The 19,747-nt window shown below is 54.8% G+C and carries 17 protein-coding genes and 1 tRNA gene; 13 read left to right on the top strand and 5 right to left on the bottom strand.

Features of this window, described 5'->3' with window-relative positions; all coding sequences use genetic code 11:
* Positions 1-14 precede the first annotated feature (14 nt).
* The gene (uvrB, locus tag FAP39_RS04630) at positions 15-2,198 is read right to left on the bottom strand and encodes an excinuclease ABC subunit UvrB (protein ID WP_138015213.1); all 2,184 of its coding nucleotides are present in this window, start codon (positions 2,196-2,198) and stop codon (positions 15-17) included.
* Between the two features lie 631 nt (positions 2,199-2,829).
* Between uvrB and FAP39_RS04625 the strand changes: the two genes are divergently transcribed.
* From FAP39_RS04625 to FAP39_RS04600, 6 genes are all read left to right on the top strand, one after another.
* Positions 2,830-3,141: an ETC complex I subunit gene (locus FAP39_RS04625; RefSeq protein WP_138015212.1), complete on the top strand. Its 312-nt coding sequence runs from the start codon at positions 2,830-2,832 to the stop codon at positions 3,139-3,141.
* A 125-nt stretch (positions 3,142-3,266) separates the two neighbouring features.
* Positions 3,267-3,773 carry a toxin-activating lysine-acyltransferase gene (locus FAP39_RS04620; protein ID WP_138015211.1) on the top strand — a complete coding sequence of 169 codons (507 nt, stop codon included), beginning with the start codon at positions 3,267-3,269 and terminating at the stop codon, positions 3,771-3,773.
* A complete protein-coding gene (locus FAP39_RS04615; RefSeq protein WP_138015210.1) occupies positions 3,773-4,801 on the top strand; it encodes a Hint domain-containing protein in 1,029 nt (342 codons plus the stop codon). The genes FAP39_RS04620 and FAP39_RS04615 overlap by 1 nt, the downstream gene beginning before the upstream one ends.
* A gap of 127 nt (positions 4,802-4,928) precedes the next feature.
* Positions 4,929-5,006, top strand: a tRNA-Arg gene (locus FAP39_RS04610).
* A gap of 457 nt (positions 5,007-5,463) precedes the next feature.
* Positions 5,464-6,285, top strand: a complete 822-nt coding sequence (locus FAP39_RS04605; protein ID WP_138015209.1) for a bifunctional allantoicase/(S)-ureidoglycine aminohydrolase — start codon at positions 5,464-5,466, stop codon at positions 6,283-6,285.
* A 112-nt stretch (positions 6,286-6,397) separates the two neighbouring features.
* Positions 6,398-7,399: a type I glyceraldehyde-3-phosphate dehydrogenase gene (locus FAP39_RS04600; RefSeq protein WP_138015208.1), complete on the top strand. Its 1,002-nt coding sequence runs from the start codon at positions 6,398-6,400 to the stop codon at positions 7,397-7,399.
* On the opposite strand, the gene FAP39_RS04595 is transcribed toward FAP39_RS04600, so the two are convergent.
* Positions 7,396-9,168: an SLC13 family permease gene (locus FAP39_RS04595; protein WP_138015207.1), complete on the bottom strand. Its 1,773-nt coding sequence runs from the start codon at positions 9,166-9,168 to the stop codon at positions 7,396-7,398. The two genes, FAP39_RS04600 and FAP39_RS04595, sit on opposite strands and share 4 nt — an antisense overlap.
* Positions 9,169-9,302: 134 nt before the next feature.
* Between FAP39_RS04595 and FAP39_RS04590 the strand changes: the two genes are divergently transcribed.
* Positions 9,303-10,043, top strand: a complete 741-nt coding sequence (locus tag FAP39_RS04590) for a YebC/PmpR family DNA-binding transcriptional regulator (RefSeq protein ID WP_138015206.1) — start codon at positions 9,303-9,305, stop codon at positions 10,041-10,043.
* 93 nt (positions 10,044-10,136) lie between these two features.
* Here FAP39_RS04590 and FAP39_RS04585 read toward each other — a convergent pair whose 3' ends face one another.
* Positions 10,137-11,027 carry a LysR family transcriptional regulator ArgP gene (locus tag FAP39_RS04585; RefSeq protein WP_138015205.1) on the bottom strand — a complete coding sequence of 297 codons (891 nt, stop codon included), beginning with the start codon at positions 11,025-11,027 and terminating at the stop codon, positions 10,137-10,139.
* A gap of 95 nt (positions 11,028-11,122) precedes the next feature.
* Here FAP39_RS04585 and FAP39_RS04580 point away from each other — a divergent pair, with 95 nt between their 5' ends.
* From FAP39_RS04580 to betC, 3 genes are all read left to right on the top strand, one after another.
* The gene (locus tag FAP39_RS04580; protein ID WP_138015286.1) at positions 11,123-11,719 is read left to right on the top strand and encodes a LysE/ArgO family amino acid transporter; all 597 of its coding nucleotides are present in this window, start codon (positions 11,123-11,125) and stop codon (positions 11,717-11,719) included.
* Between the two features lie 100 nt (positions 11,720-11,819).
* Positions 11,820-12,725 (top strand): DMT family transporter, encoded by a 906-nt coding sequence (locus FAP39_RS04575; RefSeq protein ID WP_138015204.1) that lies wholly within the window; start codon positions 11,820-11,822, stop codon positions 12,723-12,725.
* 100 nt (positions 12,726-12,825) lie between these two features.
* Entirely contained in the window at positions 12,826-14,334 is a 1,509-nt protein-coding gene (gene betC, locus FAP39_RS04570) for a choline-sulfatase (RefSeq protein WP_138015203.1), read from the top strand.
* 119 nt (positions 14,335-14,453) lie between these two features.
* Here betC and betI read toward each other — a convergent pair whose 3' ends face one another.
* Complete coding sequence (betI, locus tag FAP39_RS04565; protein WP_138015202.1) at positions 14,454-15,062, bottom strand: choline-binding transcriptional repressor BetI; 609 nt, start codon at positions 15,060-15,062, stop codon at positions 14,454-14,456.
* A 300-nt stretch (positions 15,063-15,362) separates the two neighbouring features.
* On the opposite strand from betI, the gene betB reads away from it, so the two are divergent.
* The 3 genes from betB to FAP39_RS04550 all read left to right on the top strand — a co-directional run bounded on the left by betB (position 15,363) and on the right by FAP39_RS04550 (position 18,893).
* Positions 15,363-16,814: a betaine-aldehyde dehydrogenase gene (betB, locus tag FAP39_RS04560; RefSeq protein ID WP_138015201.1), complete on the top strand. Its 1,452-nt coding sequence runs from the start codon at positions 15,363-15,365 to the stop codon at positions 16,812-16,814.
* Between the two features lie 83 nt (positions 16,815-16,897).
* The gene (gene betA, locus FAP39_RS04555) at positions 16,898-18,556 is read left to right on the top strand and encodes a choline dehydrogenase (RefSeq protein ID WP_138015200.1); all 1,659 of its coding nucleotides are present in this window, start codon (positions 16,898-16,900) and stop codon (positions 18,554-18,556) included.
* Positions 18,557-18,656: 100 nt separating this feature from the next.
* Positions 18,657-18,893: an HP1242/YdcH family protein gene (locus FAP39_RS04550; RefSeq protein ID WP_138015199.1), complete on the top strand. Its 237-nt coding sequence runs from the start codon at positions 18,657-18,659 to the stop codon at positions 18,891-18,893.
* Here FAP39_RS04550 and FAP39_RS04545 read toward each other — a convergent pair.
* A complete protein-coding gene (locus tag FAP39_RS04545; RefSeq protein WP_138015198.1) occupies positions 18,878-19,723 on the bottom strand; it encodes an alpha/beta hydrolase in 846 nt (281 codons plus the stop codon). The two genes, FAP39_RS04550 and FAP39_RS04545, sit on opposite strands and share 16 nt — an antisense overlap.
* Positions 19,724-19,747: the final 24 nt, after the last annotated feature.

Genomic DNA, 19,747 nt, shown 5'->3' with positions numbered 1-19,747 from the left:
GGCGCGTGTCATCGTTAGTATTTTGTCTGCGCCTTGCCGCGATAAGTGCGTGTTCCGCCCTTGCCAGCCGAAGATCGGCCTTTGGACTTTTTCGCAGCCTCGCCTGCGGCCTGAACCGCATATTGACGTGCCATCGGATCGTCGGACACTGCAAGGTCCACGGCTTCGAGGCGCTTGACTTCGTCGCGCAGGCGCGCGGCCTCTTCAAACTCGAGATTTTCGGCAGCCTTGCGCATCTCTGTGCGCATGCCATCCAGCACGGCCTCGAGATTGCCGCCATGCAGCGGATTGTCGATGGTGGCTGTGACGCGCGACATGTCTGTATCGCCCTGATACAGACCCGACAGCACGTCCTCTACGTTCTTTTTGACGGTCGCAGGTGTGATACCGTGCTTTTCATTATACGCAATCTGGCGGTCCCGTCGGCGATCGGTTTCGCCGATGGCACGTTCCATGCTTCCTGTGATCCGGTCGGCATACATAATCACCCGCCCGTCGGCGTTTCGCGCGGCGCGCCCGATGGTTTGGATCAAGGACGTTTCAGAGCGCAGGAAACCCTCTTTGTCGGCATCTAGAATGGCCACCAATCCACATTCGGGTATGTCCAAGCCCTCGCGCAACAGGTTGATGCCAATCAACACGTCAAAGGCCCCCAAACGCAGATCGCGCAAAATTTCGATCCGCTCGAGCGTGTCGATGTCCGAATGCATATACCGCACGCGAATACCCTGTTCATGAAGGTATTCGGTCAAATCCTCCGCCATGCGTTTGGTCAGGGTCGTGACCAGCGTACGGAACCCTTGGTCGGCCATCTTGCGGACTTCGTCCAGAAGGTCATCGACCTGTGTGTCGACTGGCCGGATTTCGATTATAGGATCCAAAAGACCTGTGGGGCGAATGACCTGTTCGGTGAATACCCCGCCAGTTTGTTCCATTTCCCAATTGGCCGGCGTGGCAGACACAAAGACGGATTGGGGGCGCATGGCGTCCCATTCTTCGAACTTGAGCGGTCGGTTGTCCATACAAGACGGCAGTCGAAACCCGTGTTCCGCCAGCGTGAATTTACGTCGATAGTCGCCTTTGTACATTCCCCCGATCTGGGGCACCGAGACGTGGGATTCATCAGCAAAGACAATGGCATTGTCGGGAATGAATTCAAACAGCGTGGGGGGCGGCTCTCCGGGGGCGCGCCCCGTCAGATAACGGGAATAGTTTTCAATGCCGCTACAGAACCCTTGAGCATCTATCATTTCGATATCAAAGTTGGTGCGCTGCTCAAGACGCTGTGCTTCCAAAAGTTTGCCTTCGCTGACCAACAAATCCAGCCGCTGACGCAGCTCGTTTTTGATATTGATGATCGCTTGGTTCAATGTCGGTTTGGGCGTGACATAATGCGAGTTGGCATAGACACGGATGGTGTCAAAGCTGCCGGTTTTTTCGCCTGTGAGGGGGTCAAACTCGGTGATTGCCTCAAGTTCTTCGCCAAAGAACGACAGCCGCCACGCGCGGTCCTCAAGGTGGGCGGGAAAGATTTCCAGACTATCGCCGCGCACGCGAAAGCTGCCCCGCTGAAAGGCCTGATCATTGCGGCGATATTGTTGTGTGACCAGTTCCGCCATCACAGAGCGCTGATTGTATTCTTTCCCAACACTCAGGTCTTGGGTCATTGCCGAATAGGTTTCGACCGACCCGATGCCGTAAATACAAGAAACCGATGCGACAATGATGACATCGTCTCGTTCGAGCAACGCGCGTGTCGCGGCGTGGCGCATTCTGTCGATCTGTTCGTTGATCTGGCTTTCTTTTTCAATAAACGTGTCGCTTCGAGCCACATAGGCTTCGGGCTGATAGTAGTCATAGAACGACACAAAGTACTCGACAGAGTTGTCGGGGAAAAACCCCTTCATCTCGCCATAAAGCTGTGCGGCCAGCGTCTTGTTTGGGGCCAGAATGATGGCAGGGCGCTGGGTCTCTTCAATGACCTTGGCCATGGTAAAGGTCTTGCCTGTCCCTGTTGCACCAAGGAGCACTTGGTTACGCTCGCCCTCGTTGATCGCTTGCGTGATTTCTGCAATCGCCGTCGGTTGATCCCCCGCAGGAGAAAACTCGGTTTCCATAACAAACCGCTTGCCGCCTTCTAGCTTCGGGCGTGCGGCAACAGGTTTTACGGGCGAGGTGTCAGAATGAACGTGGGGCATCTGGAATCCTTTGTTGCCCGTATTTTGTCCTCTTTTTGTTCTTGTTCAAGGCCTCTTTGGAAAAATGCTGCGTTTCTGGTGTTCAATTGAACGGGATATTCAAGCGCGGATGGCAAAATCCACGGTATCGGGGCTCCGACGTGTTCATGCGCAGAATCGCGTTGTTGAGCGACAATTGATGGAAAATGACACGCAAAATAGCCAAATATGATCAAATGTATTCTGCATTGCAGCGGCCATTTTGACGATTCTTTGAAGGAGATTCGCAAAAGTGACGTAAGGGCATGTGCATTAAAGCTGTCATAAATTACAGGTGTGAGGTGCAACTCGGGCCAAACTGGTAAGTAAAGCTGTCCGATGTGGTAACTTATGAAAAGAAAATGCGGCAACTGCGAAATAAATTAACATCATTGCTTGCTAAATGATTTATTTTCTCGCTATCTTTTAATTGCAAGCAGCAGATCTTGGCTACTGGACGGGCCGCACTTACACCCCTCGCTCCCCGTGGTTTATTCGGTAGTCAAGGCTGCTTGCGGCACTTTACCTCCCCTGAAATTCGTCATGTATTGCAATCGGAGCTTGCCCAGAGACATGGAATTTCGGATAAAGCCGCAAGTTCAAGGAGATTGCCATGATCGCGCGTATCTATCAGCCCGCCCGCAACGCTATGACGTCTGGTACAGCCAAGACCAAAGACTGGGTTTTGGAATATACCTCTGCGGAGGCCAAAGATGTTGACCCGTTGATGGGCTGGACGAGCTCTGGCGATACGCAATCTCAGGTAAAAATCCGCTTTTCCACAAAACAAGCAGCGCTTGATTATGCAAAAGAGCATAAGATCGATGCGCAGGTTAGTGAGCCCCATAAACGTAAGCCGAATATTCGTGCCGGTGGATATGGTGAGAACTTTGCGACCAACCGCAAGGCCGTCTGGACCCACTAAGCTGATCCAGTGATCTTTCAAAGCCCGCCATTTGGTGGGCTTTTTCTTTTTTGACATGTGATTCGCCGTGACGTAACCTGTTGCCAGACCCCAAAATAAAAAACGGGGCAGGCAGGTACGTGAGCATGACATCCAAGACGCCGCATTTGCGGGCCGTTGGGCCTACAGATGCCGAATTGCTTTCTTTGGGAAAGCTTCATTTTTTGGCGGGCTTTTGCGCGTACCATAAACGCATGCCTGCGGCTCTTTTGGCGAGAATATTTCATCCGGCCATTAACCATGACTGTGTGCGGTTTTTTGAAAATGAAAATGGGCGTACTGCGGCGGCCCTGATTTGGGCGCGGCTGTCGGACGACGTCAGCGCAAGAATGTTGACCAAAGGCGATCTTCCAAAAGAGGCCGAATGGGCAAGCGGTAGCACGTTGTGGTTTTTGGATATTTTGGCGCCATTTGGCCAGGGGCGGCTTGTGGCGCGCCAAATTGCCCGCACTCCGCCGACCGAACCTTTTTATTTTGCGCGTGTGGATGCGACCGGAGCCTTGCGAAAGGTCGTGCGGGGAGACGCATCGTTGAAGGGCAAAGATCGTATTCAAACATGGTATGATCTGCCGTCGAACCAGAGTGCGCTCTAATGGGTTTTCCTGTCGCAGACACAGGGGCCGTGACAGAAGATACCGGCGTTGTCGGTGGCTTCCTAAGCACCAGCGGTGATGTCGACTATTTTGTAACGGATGACACAGGCCAATGGACCGCGGAAACCATATCTGGATCTTATGGCGGTGGCTTGGTGATCGATAGCGATGGCGTCTGGACGTATACGGCCCTGAATGACCATCCAGCGATTGACGCACTGGACGACGGTGACACCTTGACCGAAGTCTTCACCGTGACGTCGTTGAATGGGACGACAACGGTCACAATCACCATCAATGGTGCCACCGACCCGCCGTGTTTTGTGCAAGGAACATTGATCGACACGCCGCGCGGGCCACGCCTGATCGAAACGCTAGAGCTGGGGGACGTGGTTTTGACGCGTGATGCCGGGCCCCAGCGGATCAGATGGATTGGGGGCTCGAAAATTGATATTCTGAACCCTGATGCTGCCGAGGCGTATCAACCGATCCGGTTGCACGCCCATGCATTTGGCCCGGGTGTGCCTGAACGGGATATTCTGGTGTCTCCGATGCATCGCGTGGTGTTGTCACATGTGGATGTGCCGCTGTTGTTTGGCGAGACAGAGGTGCTCTGTGCAGCCCAGCATCTTGTGAACGGGTTTACGATAACGCGAGAAAACCTGTCGAATGTCACCTATTTTCATATGATTTTTGATGACCATCAGATCGTTAAGGCCAGTGGCGTTTTAAGCGAGAGTTTTTATCCGGGAAATGTAGGTTTGGACCGTTTGGGTCAACGTCAACAAGATGAGTTGTTCTCGCTGTTTCCCGACTTGCGGAGTTTGCCAGAAAGCTATGGGCGTACGGCCAGAATGGTGTTGCGTGGCTACGAGGCCCGCGTCATGCGGGACCGATTGTTGCCCGTTGTGGACGAGGCCGTTCCTGGGCAGGTTCCTGTGCAAAAGGTATCGAATCTGTCACATGATGTGCCGAGTACTCCGGGCACGACGAGGGCAGGTCGCCCAGAATTTCGCGCATGTGTTTAGGTCCGGCCAGTGCGCGAATGTGGGGATGCCCTGAGTTGTTTCGCAAAAACACCTCACTCCGCAGGGTTTGATGCGTTGCGGCGTTGACAAAGGCGAGGCTCTGTAAGAAACGTGACTTAGAAATCGCGGGCTGTTAGCTCAGCTGGATTAGAGCAGGGAACTTCTAATTCTCAGGTCGGGGGTTCGAGTCCTCCACAGCTCGCCATTTCTTTTCGTGTGCGACTTCTTTTATTACCAGTTTCACAATGCGCCTCATCTTCCCTCAATCTCAGTTCCGAAGAACCAGAACCTTCTCGCCTTCTGACAAGTGCTGTTCTCCGACGCCATACAATTCGATTGAATTGCCAAGGCCATCAACGATGATGACACTATCCGACCTCAGTTTAAACAGGCCATGTCTGCCTTGGGTTAGAAACTGCCAACAGTAGCGTTTTCAAACATTTGTGGTTTTCGGGCAATTACGATGGGATCTGTTGCAGATCGGATCGGTTCTTAAAAAGGGCATGGGCCTCCTTTGACGACGGACACTGGCCGATCAGCGCAATTGCACAGGATTTTCAAATTATTCAAATGAATGTTTCAGGGGCCTTGGGCACGGTTCTCATTGGACCAAACGGATTTGACAGCCCATGATGGGCCTGCACATCAAATTGGAAATTTTCATGTCCAAGCCAAACTATTACGCCCCGACTGGGGGTCTGCCTCCACAAACGCAGCTTCTGACAGATCGCGCTATGTTTACAGAAGCTTACGCGGTCATACCCAAAGGTACGATGAGCGATATTGTGACATCGTTTCTGCCTTTCTGGGACAAAACCCGCGTTTGGGTGTTGTCGCGCCCATTGTCAGGGTTTGCCGAAACATTTTCGCAATACATCGTCGAGGTATCGCCGCAAGGCGGGAGCACGCACCCAGAAACGGATCCTCAGGCGCAAGGCGTATTGTTCGTCGTTGATGGGTGTGTCGAGCTTACAATCGGCAATGATGTGCATTCCATGGTCGAAGGGGGCTATGCGTATTTGCCTGCTGGCTGTGATTGGACTTTGCGCAATGTGTCGGACGCACCGGCACGGTTCCATTGGTTGCGCAAAGCCTACGAAGCGGTGGACGGGCTCGACGCGCCGGATGCGTTTGTCACCAATGAACAAGATCATGCCCCAAACGCGATGCCTGGCACCGACGGAAAATGGGCCACCACCCGGTTTGTCGAACCTGATGATCTACGCCATGACATGCATGTGAATATTGTAACCTTTGAACCGGGTGCCGTGATTCCGTTTGCTGAAACCCACGTGATGGAGCACGGCTTGTATGTGTTAGAGGGCAAGGCGGTGTATCGTTTGAATCAGGATTGGGTCGAAGTCGAAGCCGGAGATTATATGTGGTTGCGCGCATTTTGCCCCCAAGCGTGTTACGCAGGTGGCCCCGGAAAATTCCGGTATTTGCTCTATAAGGACGTGAACCGTCACATGAAGCTGCGCTGAGGCGCGGCGTATGTGTCAGGGTCGTTGATCGAGATACATTTGGTACTCTCAAAAAAATGACTGGCCTTTCGGCTTCAAACGCGCTGAAACAGGCGTAAGCACGGAGGCTCTGATGGGTGATCGCAAAATACGTATCTTTTTGAATGGGTTTGGTCGGATTGGCCGCACGATCTTGCGGATCATGATGCAGGGGGCGCATGGCGATATTGAAATCGTCGGGATCAACGATATCGAGCCGTTGGAAACCTGCGCATACCTATTTGAATACGACAGTGTTTTTGGCACATTTCAGGGCAAAGTCGACACCAGCGAGCGCAGGCTGCATGTGAATGGCCATGTCATTCCGTTCTATGACGTCAGAGACCTGCGGGATCTGGACTTGTCCAACGTCGATGTGGTGCTCGAGTGCACCGGAATGGCGGGGGCGCGCGCCATGGCAGAGCGGGGTCTTGAGGCGGGGGCACGTGATGTCCTTATTTCCGGCCCATCGGAAGAAGCAGATATCACGCTCGTGATGGGGGCAAATGAAGACTGCCTTGCGGATCACCGGATCGTGTCAAATGCGTCTTGCACCACCAATGCGTTGGCGCCACTGCTCAAGCTCTTGGATGGCGAGTTTGGATTGATCAGCGGTCACATGACCACAGTCCATTGTTATACCGGTAGCCAACCAACAGTGGACAAACCACGCGGTGATCTTGCCCGAAGTCGGGCTGCGGCCTTGTCTATGGTGCCGACCACCACAAGTGCTGGACGTCTGATTGATAGTGTCTTGCCACATCTGTCGGGCAGGGTGCTGGCACGGGCGATCCGTGTGCCCACCGCCAGCGTGTCAGCCATTGATTTGACCATCCAAACCGAAACGCCCACGCATGTGGAAACCGTGAATGCGCTTTTGAAATCCGAAGCCGCCAAAGCGCATATGCTGGGCTGGACCGAAAAGCCGCTGGTGTCGACAGATTTGCGTGCGCGCCCTGAATCCCTGATCGTCTCGGCGCGCGAGACATCGGTGTCTGTTGGCGGCTTGCTGCGGGTCTTTGGGTGGTATGACAACGAATGGGGCTTTTCCAACCGGATGTTGGACATGGCGCGGCTGATGGGGCGCCGAGGTTAAAGCGGCCAGAAGAGCAAAATTGACGGAATAGAGACCGTCACAACAATGATCTCAAGCGGCAGACCCATGCGCCAGTAATCCCCAAAGCTATAGCCGCCGGGCCCCATAATAAGCGTGTTGTTCTTGTGACCGATTGGCGTGAGAAAAGCCGAGCTAGCGGCCACAGCCACGGCCATCAAAAACGGATCGGCCGAGACACCAAGCGAGTTTGCCATCTGAATGCCGACCGGGGCGGCCACAATCGTTGTCGCTGTGTTGTTCAACACGTCCGACAAGGTCATGGTGACCAGCATCAAAACAGTGAGAATGGCCCATGCTGGCATCCCAGATGTGAGCCCCACCAAAGAATCCGCGATCAGCTTGGTGCCACCAGCATCCTCAAGCGCCGCCCCCAGCGGAATCATTGATCCCAACAGAACCACAACCGGCCATTCGATATGGGTGTACAGCTCGGAAATAGGGACAATTTTTGTGAGCACATAGGCGACAACCACCAAGCCCAAGGCAATCGGAAGATACACAAGGCCAATAGATGCCGCGACGACCGCGCCGAGAAACAGGCCAATCGCCAACCAGATTTTGGTGTTGTCAGTCACCACATATCCCCGATCTGCCAATGGCAGGCATCCAAGCCAATCGGTGATGTCCTGCCCGCGATCACGCGGGACGAGCAGCAACAAAATGTCGCCTGCGCGGATTTCTGTTTGGCGCACATGGCTTGTCACGCGGCGGCCTTCTCGGGAAATGCCCATCAAGACGGCGCCGCGCCGCCACGCCAGCCCCAGCGCTTGCGCGGTTTTTCCCGCAATGCGCGCAGTTTCCGGTACCACCAGTTCGAGAATCTCAAGTCCGTCGCCTGCGGCCTTGAGGTGCTCTTCGCGTTTTTCGTCTGAGAAATCCAGCGACAGGGCGGACCGGAATTCGTCCAGGGCATCCGGGGTTGCCTCGAGAATCAAGGTGTCCCCCCCAAGCAGTGCCACATTGCGCGCCGACCCATACCGGCGTTTGCCATCACGGATCAACCCGATCAGCGCGACATCGGCTTCATCGGCGGCATCTTGCAATTCTGCAAGGCGTTGTCCGATCAGTTTGCTTTCCAAGGGTACAGTCAACTCGGCAATATAGCTTCCCATGTCGCTGATGGATTTTCCGGCGTCTTCACGTGCCGGAATCAGTCGCCAGCCAATCAAGGCCACGAACACCATGCCCGCAAGAGTCGTGACCACACCCACAGGGGCAAAATCGAACATCTTGAACGGTGCCCCAAGCGCATCGTTTCGGATGGATGCAATAATGATATTCGGAGGGGTCCCGATCAGCGTCGCCATGCCGCCAAGGATGGTGGCAAAAGACAACGGCATGAGAGATAACGCCGGGCTGCGCCCGGCTTTGCGTGCCGTTTGAATGTCGACAGGCATCAAAAGCGCCAGAGCAGCGACGTTATTCATGAACGCCGACAGAATAGCACCGATGCCGCCCATCAAGGCAATATGACCGCCCAATCCGCGGGCACTGTCGACCAATGTGCGTGTGATCAGAAATACCGCGCCAGAGCGCACCAAGCCCGCTGACACCACAAGGACCAGCGCCACCACGATTGTGGCAGGGTGCCCAAAGCCGGAAAACGCCTTGTCGACGTGGACCACGCCGGTGACCACACCGACCAATAGGGCAGAAAATGCCACCAAGTCATACCGGAACCTGCCCCAAAGCAAGAGCCCAAACACCGCGCCAAAAAGGGAAAACAGAATGATTTGGTCGGTTGTCATTTGGCACCTTTGTCTTTTGTCCCAGACTCTCTCAGAGCGGCTCGGAACGCAAGCGGGTTGAAGCTTGTCCCATGCCTGCCGTATAGAAGCATCCAGATAGTGAAGATCAGAACAACTAAAAGGCGGAGGCACCAATGGCCGGCCACTCAAAATGGGCAAACATCCAGCACCGCAAAGGGCGTCAGGACGCTCTGCGGTCCAAGCTGTTTTCAAAACTTTCCAAAGAAATCACCGTCGCTGCTAAAATGGGCGACCCTGACCCGGATAAAAACCCGCGTCTACGCATGGCGATCAAAGAAGGCAAAAGCCAATCTTTGCCAAAAGACGTCATCGACCGCGCGATCAAGAAATCCCAAGTCGGTGAAGGCGATGACTACGAAGAAATCCGGTACGAGGGCTATGGCCCTAACGGGGTTGCGGTGATTGTCGAAGCCATGACAGACAACCGCAATCGCACCGCGTCGACTGTGCGGTCTACATTCACCAAGAATGGCGGGAACTTGGGCGAAACTGGCTCGGTCGGATTTATGTTCGATCGCAAAGGCCAAGTCACGTACCCTGCGGACATTGGCGATGCGGATACGGTCATGATGGCCGCGATCGAAGCGGGCGCCGAAGATGTCGAAAGCACTGACGATGGCCATGTGATTATCTGTGCGGATACGGATTTGAACGAAGTCTCGACGGCACTTGAGGCCGAGCTGGGCGAAACCACATCCACCAAATTGATCTGGCAGCCAAATATTGCCACTGAAATGGATTTGGAAGGCATGCAAAAGCTGATGAAGTTGGTGGATGCGTTGGAAGATGACGATGATATCCAACGTGTGACAACCAACTTTGAAGCATCTGACGAGGTCATGTCACAGCTCTGATCCGAGCAGTGACAACACGCATTATCGAAAAACGGCGCTCTTGCGGGTGCCGTTTTTTTGTGGTCGGCGATCATTGTCTGGGAAGACCCGCGATCAACTGGAAATCTGGGGTAATGCCACTTGGGCCGCACGGCGCACAGCGCGCGTGAACGGGGCCAGAGCCCCGCGCAACATACGCGTGCTTTGCAGGTGCAGCGGCATGGGATACGCAGAGTTCGGCAACAGCGGCACCAACCTGCCGGCTGCGATATGGTCGCGTACAAGCAAGTCGGGGTTCATCCCCCATCCCAACCCTAAAAGGCAGGCATCGACGAACCCTTGCGAAGACGGCAGCCGGTGGCTTGGTGGTGATAATTTGGGGCCAATATGTGCGCGCATCCATTGGGCCTGTAGGTCGTCTTTCTGATCAAACCTTAGCATTGGTGCTTGGGCGATGGCTTCGGGGGTGGGGCCGTTTGGAAAATGCCGCGCCACATAGGCCGGGCTTGCCGTCGCCTGATAGCGCATGTCGCCAAGCGGAACACTGTCACACCCAGCCACAGGTTTGGCGTGGGCCGTGATGGCGGCAGAGACCTCGCCTTTGCGCAGCCAGTCCGCCGAGAAGTCCTGATCGTCAACCACAAGGTCAAACAGCATTTCTGGAATACCTGCCAACGCGGGCAGAAACCATGTAGCAAGGCTGTCGGCGGTCACCGCAATGCGAATGCGCATGTTAGGTTTCGGGATCAGCCCCTTGAGATCGCGCGAAAGTTGACCTTCGAGCAAGCCAACATGATCCATATGGGCCGCAAGCCGGCGTCCGGCATCAGTTCCAACACAGGGCTGTCCCCGATGCACCAAAAGAGTGCCTACTTGCTCTTCCAAGGCCTTAAGCCGTTGGGAAATCGCCGATTGCGTGATGCCAAGTTCATGCGCTGCCCCTTCAAAGCTGCCCGATTTCAAAATGGCTGTGAGGGCCGCGATTTGCGCATAATCTAGGTGCATTAGAAATTCTTATCCAACATCAGCAACTTTAATTTGGATAACTTGAACGGCTCCCCTAATCAAGCGTCACATACCTTAGGGAGTTCAGAGGCATGATCGAAGCAGGCATGGCAGGTTTTGTATTGGGGATATCGCTGATCATGGCGATTGGAGCCCAGAACGCGTTTGTGTTGCGACAAGGCTTGCGCGGTGAACATGTTTTGCCGTTGGTTTTGACCTGCGCGACGTCTGATATGATCCTGATCGCAGCTGGTGTTGCGGGTTTTGGTGTGTTGGTTGAATCTTATCCGATCGCGGTTGATTTGGCGCGTTGGGGCGGGGCTCTATTTCTGGTGGTCTATGGAGCAATGAATTTTCGCTCTGCGTTTGCGGGTGGGGACGCATTGGAGGACGCCGGGCGCAGTTCCGTCAGCCGCAAGGTCGCTGTTATGACCTGCCTGATGCTGACATGGGCAAACCCGCATGTGTATCTGGATACGGTTGTGCTGCTTGGTGGGTTGTCGTCACAATATGACCCGTCATATGCGTTCGGGATCGGTGCTGCGCTCTCAAGTTATTTCTTTTTCTTTTCATTGGGGTATGGCGCGCGTTTGCTCCGCCCGTTGTTCACAAGCCCGCGCGCATGGCAGGTGTTGGACGGATTTGTTGGTGTCACCATGTGGATCATTGCCCTGACATTGATGTTAGGGTGAAGCAGCAAGCGGCGTTCCAAGATCAAAGTCAGATCACTCAGAAAATAATTAACCTGTTTCCTATCTCGACAAGGTGGGGGGAAAGGGTCTTAATGCGCCTATGACTGAGGTTTCATCTGCGCGTCCGGTTGCCGGAGTTTTTTGGATGCTCGTGACAGGGGTGAACTTTGTCGCGGTCACAGCTTTGGTCAAATATTTGGGGCCACGGGTACCGGCGGCAGAAGCTGCGTTTTTGCGCTATTTGCTTGGGCTTGTGTTCCTCATTCCGATGATCCGTCCCATTCTGCGTGCACATCTCACCAAACGCCAAGTTGGTCTTTTTGGATTGCGTGGTGTGGTGCATACGTTGGGCGTAGTGATGTGGTTTTATGCCATGACCCAAATTCCCATCGCCGAAGTCACCGCCATGAATTACCTATCGCCGGTTTATGTGACGCTGGGGGCTGCGCTGTTTTTGGGCGAGACTCTCGCTGCGCGTCGAATTTTGGCCGTGGTGGTCGCCCTGATCGGGGCATTGATCATTTTGCGACCGGGATTTCGCGAGGTGAATTCCGGCCACTTGGCCATGTTGGGCACCGCCATCTTGTTCGCTGTGGGATATCTGGTTGCCAAGGTCATGTCCGAAGAAGTCAGCCCGGCCGTGGTGGTCGGAATGCTGTCGATCACGGTCACGATCGGGTTGGCGCCGATTGCCTATTCGGTTTGGGTGACGCCCACCCTTGGCGATTTGGCGATATTATTTGCAATTGCCTCATTTGCGACCGCCGGTCACTATAGCATGACCTTGGCGTTTGCTGCGGCCCCGATCACAGTGACACAACCGGTGTCGTTCCTTCAGTTGGTATGGGCGGTTTTGTTGGGGTGGATTGTTTTTGACGAAAGCGTCGATGCTTGGGTGATCACAGGTGGGTTGGTGATTATCAGTGCTATCAGCTTTATCACATGGCGCGAGGCTGTGCTAAAGCGCAAGCAAGTCACGCCGTTGGTGAATGCCACCAAAGTGTAGAATCCCGTTTTCGTTCTTTGCGAATGTCGCATTTAGACTTGCGCCATAGCGGTGTGGGGCGTCTGATCGTGGAGAATGATAACCCGTGAAAGGCATCGCCATGACCAAACCCAATATTTTGATTTTTATGGTGGACCAACTGAATGGAACGTTCTTCCCTGACGGTCCTGCGGACTGGTTGCATGCACCGAATCTTAAGAAACTTGCCGCGCGATCCACACGGTTTAAAAACGCATACACGGCGTCGCCGCTGTGTGCGCCGGGGCGTGCCAGCTTTATGTCGGGGCAACTTCCCAGTGCGACACGGGTTTATGACAATGCGGCTGAATTTGCGTCTAGCATTCCGACCTATGCGCACCACCTGCGCCGTGCGGGGTATCAAACCTGTTTGTCAGGTAAAATGCATTTTGTCGGCCCAGATCAATTGCATGGGTTCGAGGAACGCCTGACAACCGATATTTATCCGCCTGATTTTGGCTGGACCCCGGATTATCGCAAACCGGGTGAACGGATTGAGTGGTGGTATCACAATATGGGGTCTGTCACGGGCGCGGGGGTGGCTGAAATCAGCAACCAGATGGAATATGATGATGAGGTGGCCTATCATGCAACGCGCAAAGTGTATGATCTGGCGCGTGGGCATGATGACCGCCCGTGGTGTCTGACGGTCAGTTTCACGCATCCGCATGATCCGTATGTGGCCCGTAAGAAGTATTGGGATCTGTACAACGATTGCGCCCATTTGCTGCCGGAAGTGCCCGCCATTCCCTATGAGGAACAAGATGCCCATTCAAAGCGTATCTTTGATGCAAATGACTGGCGCTCTTTTGATATCACACAAGAAGATATTCGCCGGTCAAGACAGGCCTATTTCGCCAATATTTCCTATCTGGATGACAAGGTTGGTGAGGTCATGGAGGCATTGGAAGCGACCCGGCAGGAAGCCATCATTCTGTTTGTCAGTGACCATGGCGAAATGTTGGGAGAACGCGGCTTGTGGTTCAAAATGTCGTTTTTTGAAGGCTCAGCACGCGTGCCTTTGATGGTGTGCGCGCCGCAAATGGCGGCAGGCCGCATTGATACTCCGGTCAGCAACATCGACGTCTGCCCGACTCTCTGTGATTTGGCCGGTGTGAGCATGCAAGAGGTCATGCCATGGACAAGCGGCGAGAGCCTTGTGCCGCTGGGGCAGGGACAAGAACGCACGTCTCCGGTGGCGATGGAATACGCAGCAGAAGCGTCTTATGCGCCGATGGTGTCGCTGCGGTATGGAAAATGGAAATATAACCGCTGTGCGCTTGATCCTGATCAGCTTTTCGATCTGGATGCAGATCCGCACGAATTGACCAACCTTGCAGATGTGCCGGCACATCAGGGCACGCTGGACACATTGCGGGCCAAAGCCGACGCACGCTGGAACCTTGAGGCGTTCGATTCTGATGTGCGAGAAAGCCAAGCGCGGCGGTGGGTGGTGTACGAAGCGTTACGTCAGGGGGGGTATTTCCCGTGGGATTACCAGCCTTTGCAGAAAGCCAGCGAGCGCTATATGCGCAACCATATGGATTTGAATGTTGTCGAGGACAATCAGAGATTTCCACGGAACGAATAAATGGCTCCCGCCCCTTGTTCAAAGCAGCATGCTGCTCTGAAAAGCGTTGGGCGAGGCACTTCGCGGTGCTCAGTGCGTGTGTGGCATGTATCTGGGCCCACTGCCTTGGCCGCCGTCGCTTAGCCCCGAGTGTGGGGCGCGCCGGAAGTGGCGATGTCAAGCATCAGGTCGGCGACACGCCGTGCCTCGGCGCGGGTTGTGGCAGCGTCGGGGTTTTTGTCAGACTGCGTGGCCTCGAGCCAAACGCCATCCATATAGGCCTGAAGAGCTTCGCGCACTGTTTCACGCCGGTCTTGCGGCAGCAAAACCCGGAGCTCGGCGCGAAAATGGGTGCGGACCCGTGCGCGGTTGATGTGGTGCAGGCGGCTTAGAGAGGCCGCGTAGGGCGCATTGGCCCAAAACTGCATCCAGAGGCTGCACTGTTCCACGGTGAACAGGCGATCGTCAAAGTTGGCATCCAGAATGGCCAAAAGCCGCTCGCGCGGGGTGCGCGCAAGCGCGAGGCGTTCGAGCAAGATGGATTTCAGCATCCCCAAGAGATGCCGCATGGTGGCCTCGATCAGCTTTTCTTTGGAGCCGAAGTAATAGTTGATGCTGGCCGCCGACGCGTCGGCCTCGCGTGCAATCTCGACCATCGTGACATCGCTGTAGCCATGGTGATGCACCGCACGAATCGTGGCGTCGATCAGCTCTTGGTTGCGAATATCTCTAATGCGTTTGCGAGTCATGGGGCTAGTGTCGTCAAGTTGAGCTGTGTTGCAACCGGAATTCTTGCCATATCTTCCGCCTTTTGCGAAAAACTTGTATGACCATTTAAGTTTTTGCTTTGGTGTTTAGAATATTGCTGCTAATCCTTGTGGCGGTTCTGCACGACCTTGTTGTGCCATGCTTCAAGTGTGGCTTGGTTCGACGTCGGCGGGATCACTGACGCCGGATCGTGACACGTCCCGAACCCAGTTTTCGGAATGCCCCTGATCCAACAACTTCTAATTACGCAGGACTTTGCGGATAACTCACACAGGGCACCTATGTCGCAGCAACCAACAGCAAGCCATTTTATCAATGGCGCTTATGTCGAAGACACTTCGGGGACACCGATTCAGGTCATCTTTCCCGCTACGGGCGAAGTGATTGCAACAGTCTATGCTGCGACGCCACAGATTGTGGATCAGGCGATTGAGGCGGCGCGGGCCGCCCAAAAACAGTGGGCCAAGATGTCCGGTACGGAAAGAGGGCGAGTTTTGCGGCGTGCCGCAGATATTATGCGTGAGCGCAACCACGAGCTTTCTGTTCTTGAAACCTATGATACTGGCAAACCGCTTCAGGAAACTCTTGTGGCAGATGCGACTTCTGGCGCGGATGCCTTGGAATACTTTGGCGGATTGGCCGCGACTTTGACCGGCGAGCACATCCCGCTTGGCGAAGATTGGGTATACACGGTGCGTGAACCATTGGGTGTTTGTGTTGGCATTGGGGCGTGGAACTATCCAACCCAGATTGCATGCTGGAAAGGCGCACCCGCGTTGGCTTGTGGCAATGCGATGATTTTCAAGCCTTCCGAAACAACTCCATTGTGCGCGCTTAAGGTTGCGGAAATCCTGATCGAAGCTGGCCTTCCGGCCGGGCTATATAACGTTGTGCAGGGTCTTGGGGATGTCGGCGCGTCTCTGGTTACGGATCCGCGCGTTGATAAGGTGTCTTTGACGGGGTCTGTTCCCACTGGGCGCAAGGTATATTCCGCGGCCGCAGCAGGTATGAAACATGTCACGATGGAGCTGGGAGGCAAGTCGCCGCTGATTGTTTTTGATGATGCGGATTTGGACAATGCCGTGGGGGGCGCGATCAACGGAAACTTCTATGCGTCCGGGCAGGTCTGTAGCAATGGCACGCGTGTGTTCGTGCAAAAGGGGATCAAAGACGCCTTTTTGAAGCGGCTTGCAGAGCGCATGCAATCCGCCGTGATCGGCGACCCCTTGGACGAGGCGACGAACTTTGGCCCAATGGTCAGCGCATCCCAAATGGACATTGTCAAAGGCTATATCGCCAAAGGCCTCGACGAGGGTGCGCGGCTTGTGGCCGGTGGCGGGCAACTCGAGCGTGACGGTTTTTACCTTGAACCCACCGTGTTTGCAGATGTCACCGATGATATGACGATTGCACGTGAGGAAATATTTGGCCCCGTGATGGCGGTCTTGGATTTTGAGGACGAAGCAGAAGTGATCGCCCGTGCCAATGCGACAGACTTTGGTCTCTCGGCAGGGGTGTTTACCCGTGATCTGAGCCGTGCGCACCGCGTGATTGGGGCACTCGAAGCAGGCAGCTGCTTTATCAACTCGTATAACGATGCCCCTGTCGAAGCTCCGTTTGGCGGTGTCAAAGCCTCGGGCGTGGGGCGGGAGAATTCCAAAGAAGCCATCCAGCACTATAGCCAGGTCAAATCGGTCTATGTGCGGATGGGAGACGTCGAAGCCGCCTTTTAGAAACCATTGAACTGCGTGCACGCCCGATGATCTTTGCAGTTTCGCAGGATTGGAACGGGCGCAATCACGAACCGGAGAACCAAATGAACGCGGATTATGTCATTGTAGGTGCAGGCAGCGCAGGGTGCGCGATGGCGTATCGGTTGTCAGAGGCGGGTAAATCCGTGCTTGTCATCGAATACGGCGGAACCGATATGGGGCCTTTGATTCAGATGCCAGCGGCGCTGTCGTATCCGATGAACATGAAGCTGTACGACTGGGGGTACAAGTCACAACCAGAGCCGCATCTTGATGGGCGCGAACTGGTTTGCCCACGTGGCAAGGTGGTCGGTGGGTCATCTTCGATCAACGGTATGGTCTATGTGCGCGGTCACGCCGGGGACTATGATCATTGGGCACAAAGTGGCGCGCATGGTTGGGGATATGCAGATGTCCTGCCGTATTTTAAACGTATGGAAACATGGCATGATGGCGGACATGGCGGGGATCCCGCATGGCGGGGGACTGACGGACCTTTGCACGTGTCACGCGGACCACGGGATAATCCGTTGCATGATGCATTTGTCACGTCCGGAAAACAGGCAGGATATCCGGTCACTGATGACTATAACGGCGCGCAACAAGAGGGCTTTGGCCCGATGGAGCAAACGGTTTGGAAGGGGCGGCGGTGGTCGGCTGCGAATGCGTATCTTCGGCCCGCGCTCAAACGCCCAAATTGTGATATCGTCAAAGGCCTTGCGCGTCGGGTTGTCATCAAGGATGGCCGGGCGACGGGCGTCGAGATTGAACGCAATGGCAAGGTAGAAGTCATCCATGCCAATCAAGAGGTGATCCTCTCTTCAAGTTCGATCAATTCACCAAAGTTGTTGATGTTGTCGGGTATTGGTCCGGCAGAGCATCTTGCCGAGCATGGCATTGAGGTGATCGCGGATCGCGCGGGCGTTGGCCAAAACCTACAGGATCATCTCGAGCTGTATATTCAGATGGCCGCAAGCAAACCCATCACTCTGTTCAAATACTGGAACCTGATCGGCAAAGCCGCAATTGGGGCACAGTGGCTGTTTCTCAAGTCGGGGCTTGGGGCGTCGAATCAATTTGAATCTGCCGCGTTTATCCGATCTGCGGCGGGGGTGGATTATCCGGATATCCAGTATCACTTTTTGCCGATCGCTGTGCGCTATGATGGTCAAGCCGCCGCCGAAGGTCACGGTTTTCAGGCGCATGTGGGGCCGATGCGGGCTGAATCTCGTGGGGCCGTCACCTTGGCAAGCGCCGATCCCAAGGCCGCACCAAATATCTTGTTTAACTATATGAGCGAAGAAAAAGACTGGGAAGATTTCCGTAAGTGCATCCGCCTGACACGCGAGATTTTTGCACAGGATGCCTTTAAGCCGTATGTGAAACACGAAATCCAGCCCGGCGCTGCGGTCCAGTCAGATGATGAACTTGACGCCTTTATTCGCGAACATGCAGAAAGCGCGTACCACCCCTGTGGCACCTGTAAAATGGGCGCGGTCGATGATCCGATGGCCGTGGTTGATCCCGAATGTCGGGTGATCGGTGTTGAAGGGCTTCGGGTGGCTGACAGCTCGATCTTTCCACGGATTACCAACGGAAACCTGAACGGTCCGTCGATCATGACCGGCGAAAAAGCTGCCGATCATATTCTGGGGCGGGGTATGCTGGCCCCCGCAAATGATGCCCCTTGGATCAATCCAAACTGGCAGACATCCCAGCGTTAAAAAAATGTCATAACTGGTGGCGATTTGATCCCTGTCAAAGCAGGTGTCTGTGGCCACCAGATAGGCTCTGTTCGAACACATGGAAATAGGAGCGCAAAACATGTCTCATACCCCTCACGAACTGGCCGAAGAGTTTCCGGAATTCGTTGAAAAGATGCACGAGCTGAAGGTCTCGGATGCACACTTTGCAAAGCTGGCTGATGAATATCACGAGCTGAACCGCAAGGTGCACCGCGCGGAAACCAACGTTGAGCCCCGCGAAGAGCTTGCCGAGGTTGACCTGCGCAAGCGTCGTGCGGCCGTCAAAGACGAGGTCTATGCCTATTTGACCAAATAGGTATCTATGAACTGCCAAAGACGAGGCAGGGTGTCCGTGCGCCAAAGGTCGGTATGTCCGGCACCTTTGACGGTCACAAATGATTTTTGATTGGACGGGGCGGCAGAGAATATCTGTCGCCCTTGTTCTATTGGGATCAAGGTATCTCTGGTGCCGTGAAGCACCAGCAAAGGCGGGGTAAGGGCACGCGCACGCGTAAGGCTTGGCCATGTATCATCCAGCTTTAGCGCGAGTTGATAGGTGCCCGGGTAGTGAGTTTCAGCCAAATCCGGCAGCGAGGTAAAAGGGGCCTCAAGGATCACGCCAGCAGGCACCTTCTGTGCACCCTCTGAGGCCGCAATTGTCTCTAATAGCCCAAGAGTGACAGCGGTTCCCAGAGATTCCCCATAGACAATGACGTTTGCAGACTTTGCCGTGGGCAAGAGCAAGGGGATTTGACCGTATATTGCGGTAACATCCGTGATGAGCGCCGTTTCCGTTGGCCAGCCGGTGCTGCCGCTTGATCCGCGATATGCAGGCGCCACAAGCCCATATCCACGGGCGAGGAACCGTTTGAAGCGACCGTCTCGGGTGGCGAGGTTGCCAGCGTTCCCATGCAGATAGAAAATCACCGGTTTCCCGCGTTTGGCAGGTGCAGTCCATACGGTGAGGGTCTCTTGGTTGATGTCGAGTTCGCGGGCGGTGACGGTTGCAAGCCCAACATCTGCCGGAGCGACGGTGCGCGGATCAAATGGATAGATCAACGCCCGCTCGGCAAACGCCCCAAGGGCGATGCCGCCCGCAATGATGACACCCAATATGATGCACAGTCTTATGAGGATACGTCGCATATCTGCTCTCGTTGCGTTGTTGAG

The organism is Shimia litoralis (assembly GCF_005518135.1).
Classification (GTDB): domain Bacteria; phylum Pseudomonadota; class Alphaproteobacteria; order Rhodobacterales; family Rhodobacteraceae; genus Shimia_E; species Shimia_E litoralis.
Note: the sequence above shows the minus strand (reverse complement) of the source record. Positions and strands in the feature narration are given on the sequence as shown.

Excerpts from the sequence above, each read along its gene's own strand:
- uvrB (WP_138015213.1), bottom strand. The coding sequence starts at position 2,198 with ATGCCCCACGTTCATTCTGACACCTCGCCCGTAAAACCTGTTGCCGCA.
- FAP39_RS04625 (WP_138015212.1), top strand. The coding sequence starts at position 2,830 with ATGATCGCGCGTATCTATCAGCCCGCCCGCAACGCTATGACGTCTGGT.
- FAP39_RS04620 (WP_138015211.1), top strand. The coding sequence starts at position 3,267 with ATGACATCCAAGACGCCGCATTTGCGGGCCGTTGGGCCTACAGATGCC.
- FAP39_RS04615 (WP_138015210.1), top strand. The coding sequence starts at position 3,773 with ATGGGTTTTCCTGTCGCAGACACAGGGGCCGTGACAGAAGATACCGGC.
- FAP39_RS04605 (WP_138015209.1), top strand. The coding sequence starts at position 5,464 with ATGTCCAAGCCAAACTATTACGCCCCGACTGGGGGTCTGCCTCCACAA.
- FAP39_RS04600 (WP_138015208.1), top strand. The coding sequence starts at position 6,398 with ATGGGTGATCGCAAAATACGTATCTTTTTGAATGGGTTTGGTCGGATT.
- FAP39_RS04595 (WP_138015207.1), bottom strand. The coding sequence starts at position 9,168 with ATGACAACCGACCAAATCATTCTGTTTTCCCTTTTTGGCGCGGTGTTT.
- FAP39_RS04590 (WP_138015206.1), top strand. The coding sequence starts at position 9,303 with ATGGCCGGCCACTCAAAATGGGCAAACATCCAGCACCGCAAAGGGCGT.
- FAP39_RS04585 (WP_138015205.1), bottom strand. The coding sequence starts at position 11,027 with ATGCACCTAGATTATGCGCAAATCGCGGCCCTCACAGCCATTTTGAAA.
- FAP39_RS04575 (WP_138015204.1), top strand. The coding sequence starts at position 11,820 with ATGACTGAGGTTTCATCTGCGCGTCCGGTTGCCGGAGTTTTTTGGATG.
- betC (WP_138015203.1), top strand. The coding sequence starts at position 12,826 with ATGACCAAACCCAATATTTTGATTTTTATGGTGGACCAACTGAATGGA.
- betI (WP_138015202.1), bottom strand. The coding sequence starts at position 15,062 with ATGACTCGCAAACGCATTAGAGATATTCGCAACCAAGAGCTGATCGAC.
- betB (WP_138015201.1), top strand. The coding sequence starts at position 15,363 with ATGTCGCAGCAACCAACAGCAAGCCATTTTATCAATGGCGCTTATGTC.
- betA (WP_138015200.1), top strand. The coding sequence starts at position 16,898 with ATGAACGCGGATTATGTCATTGTAGGTGCAGGCAGCGCAGGGTGCGCG.
- FAP39_RS04550 (WP_138015199.1), top strand. The coding sequence starts at position 18,657 with ATGTCTCATACCCCTCACGAACTGGCCGAAGAGTTTCCGGAATTCGTT.
- FAP39_RS04545 (WP_138015198.1), bottom strand. The coding sequence starts at position 19,723 with ATGCGACGTATCCTCATAAGACTGTGCATCATATTGGGTGTCATCATT.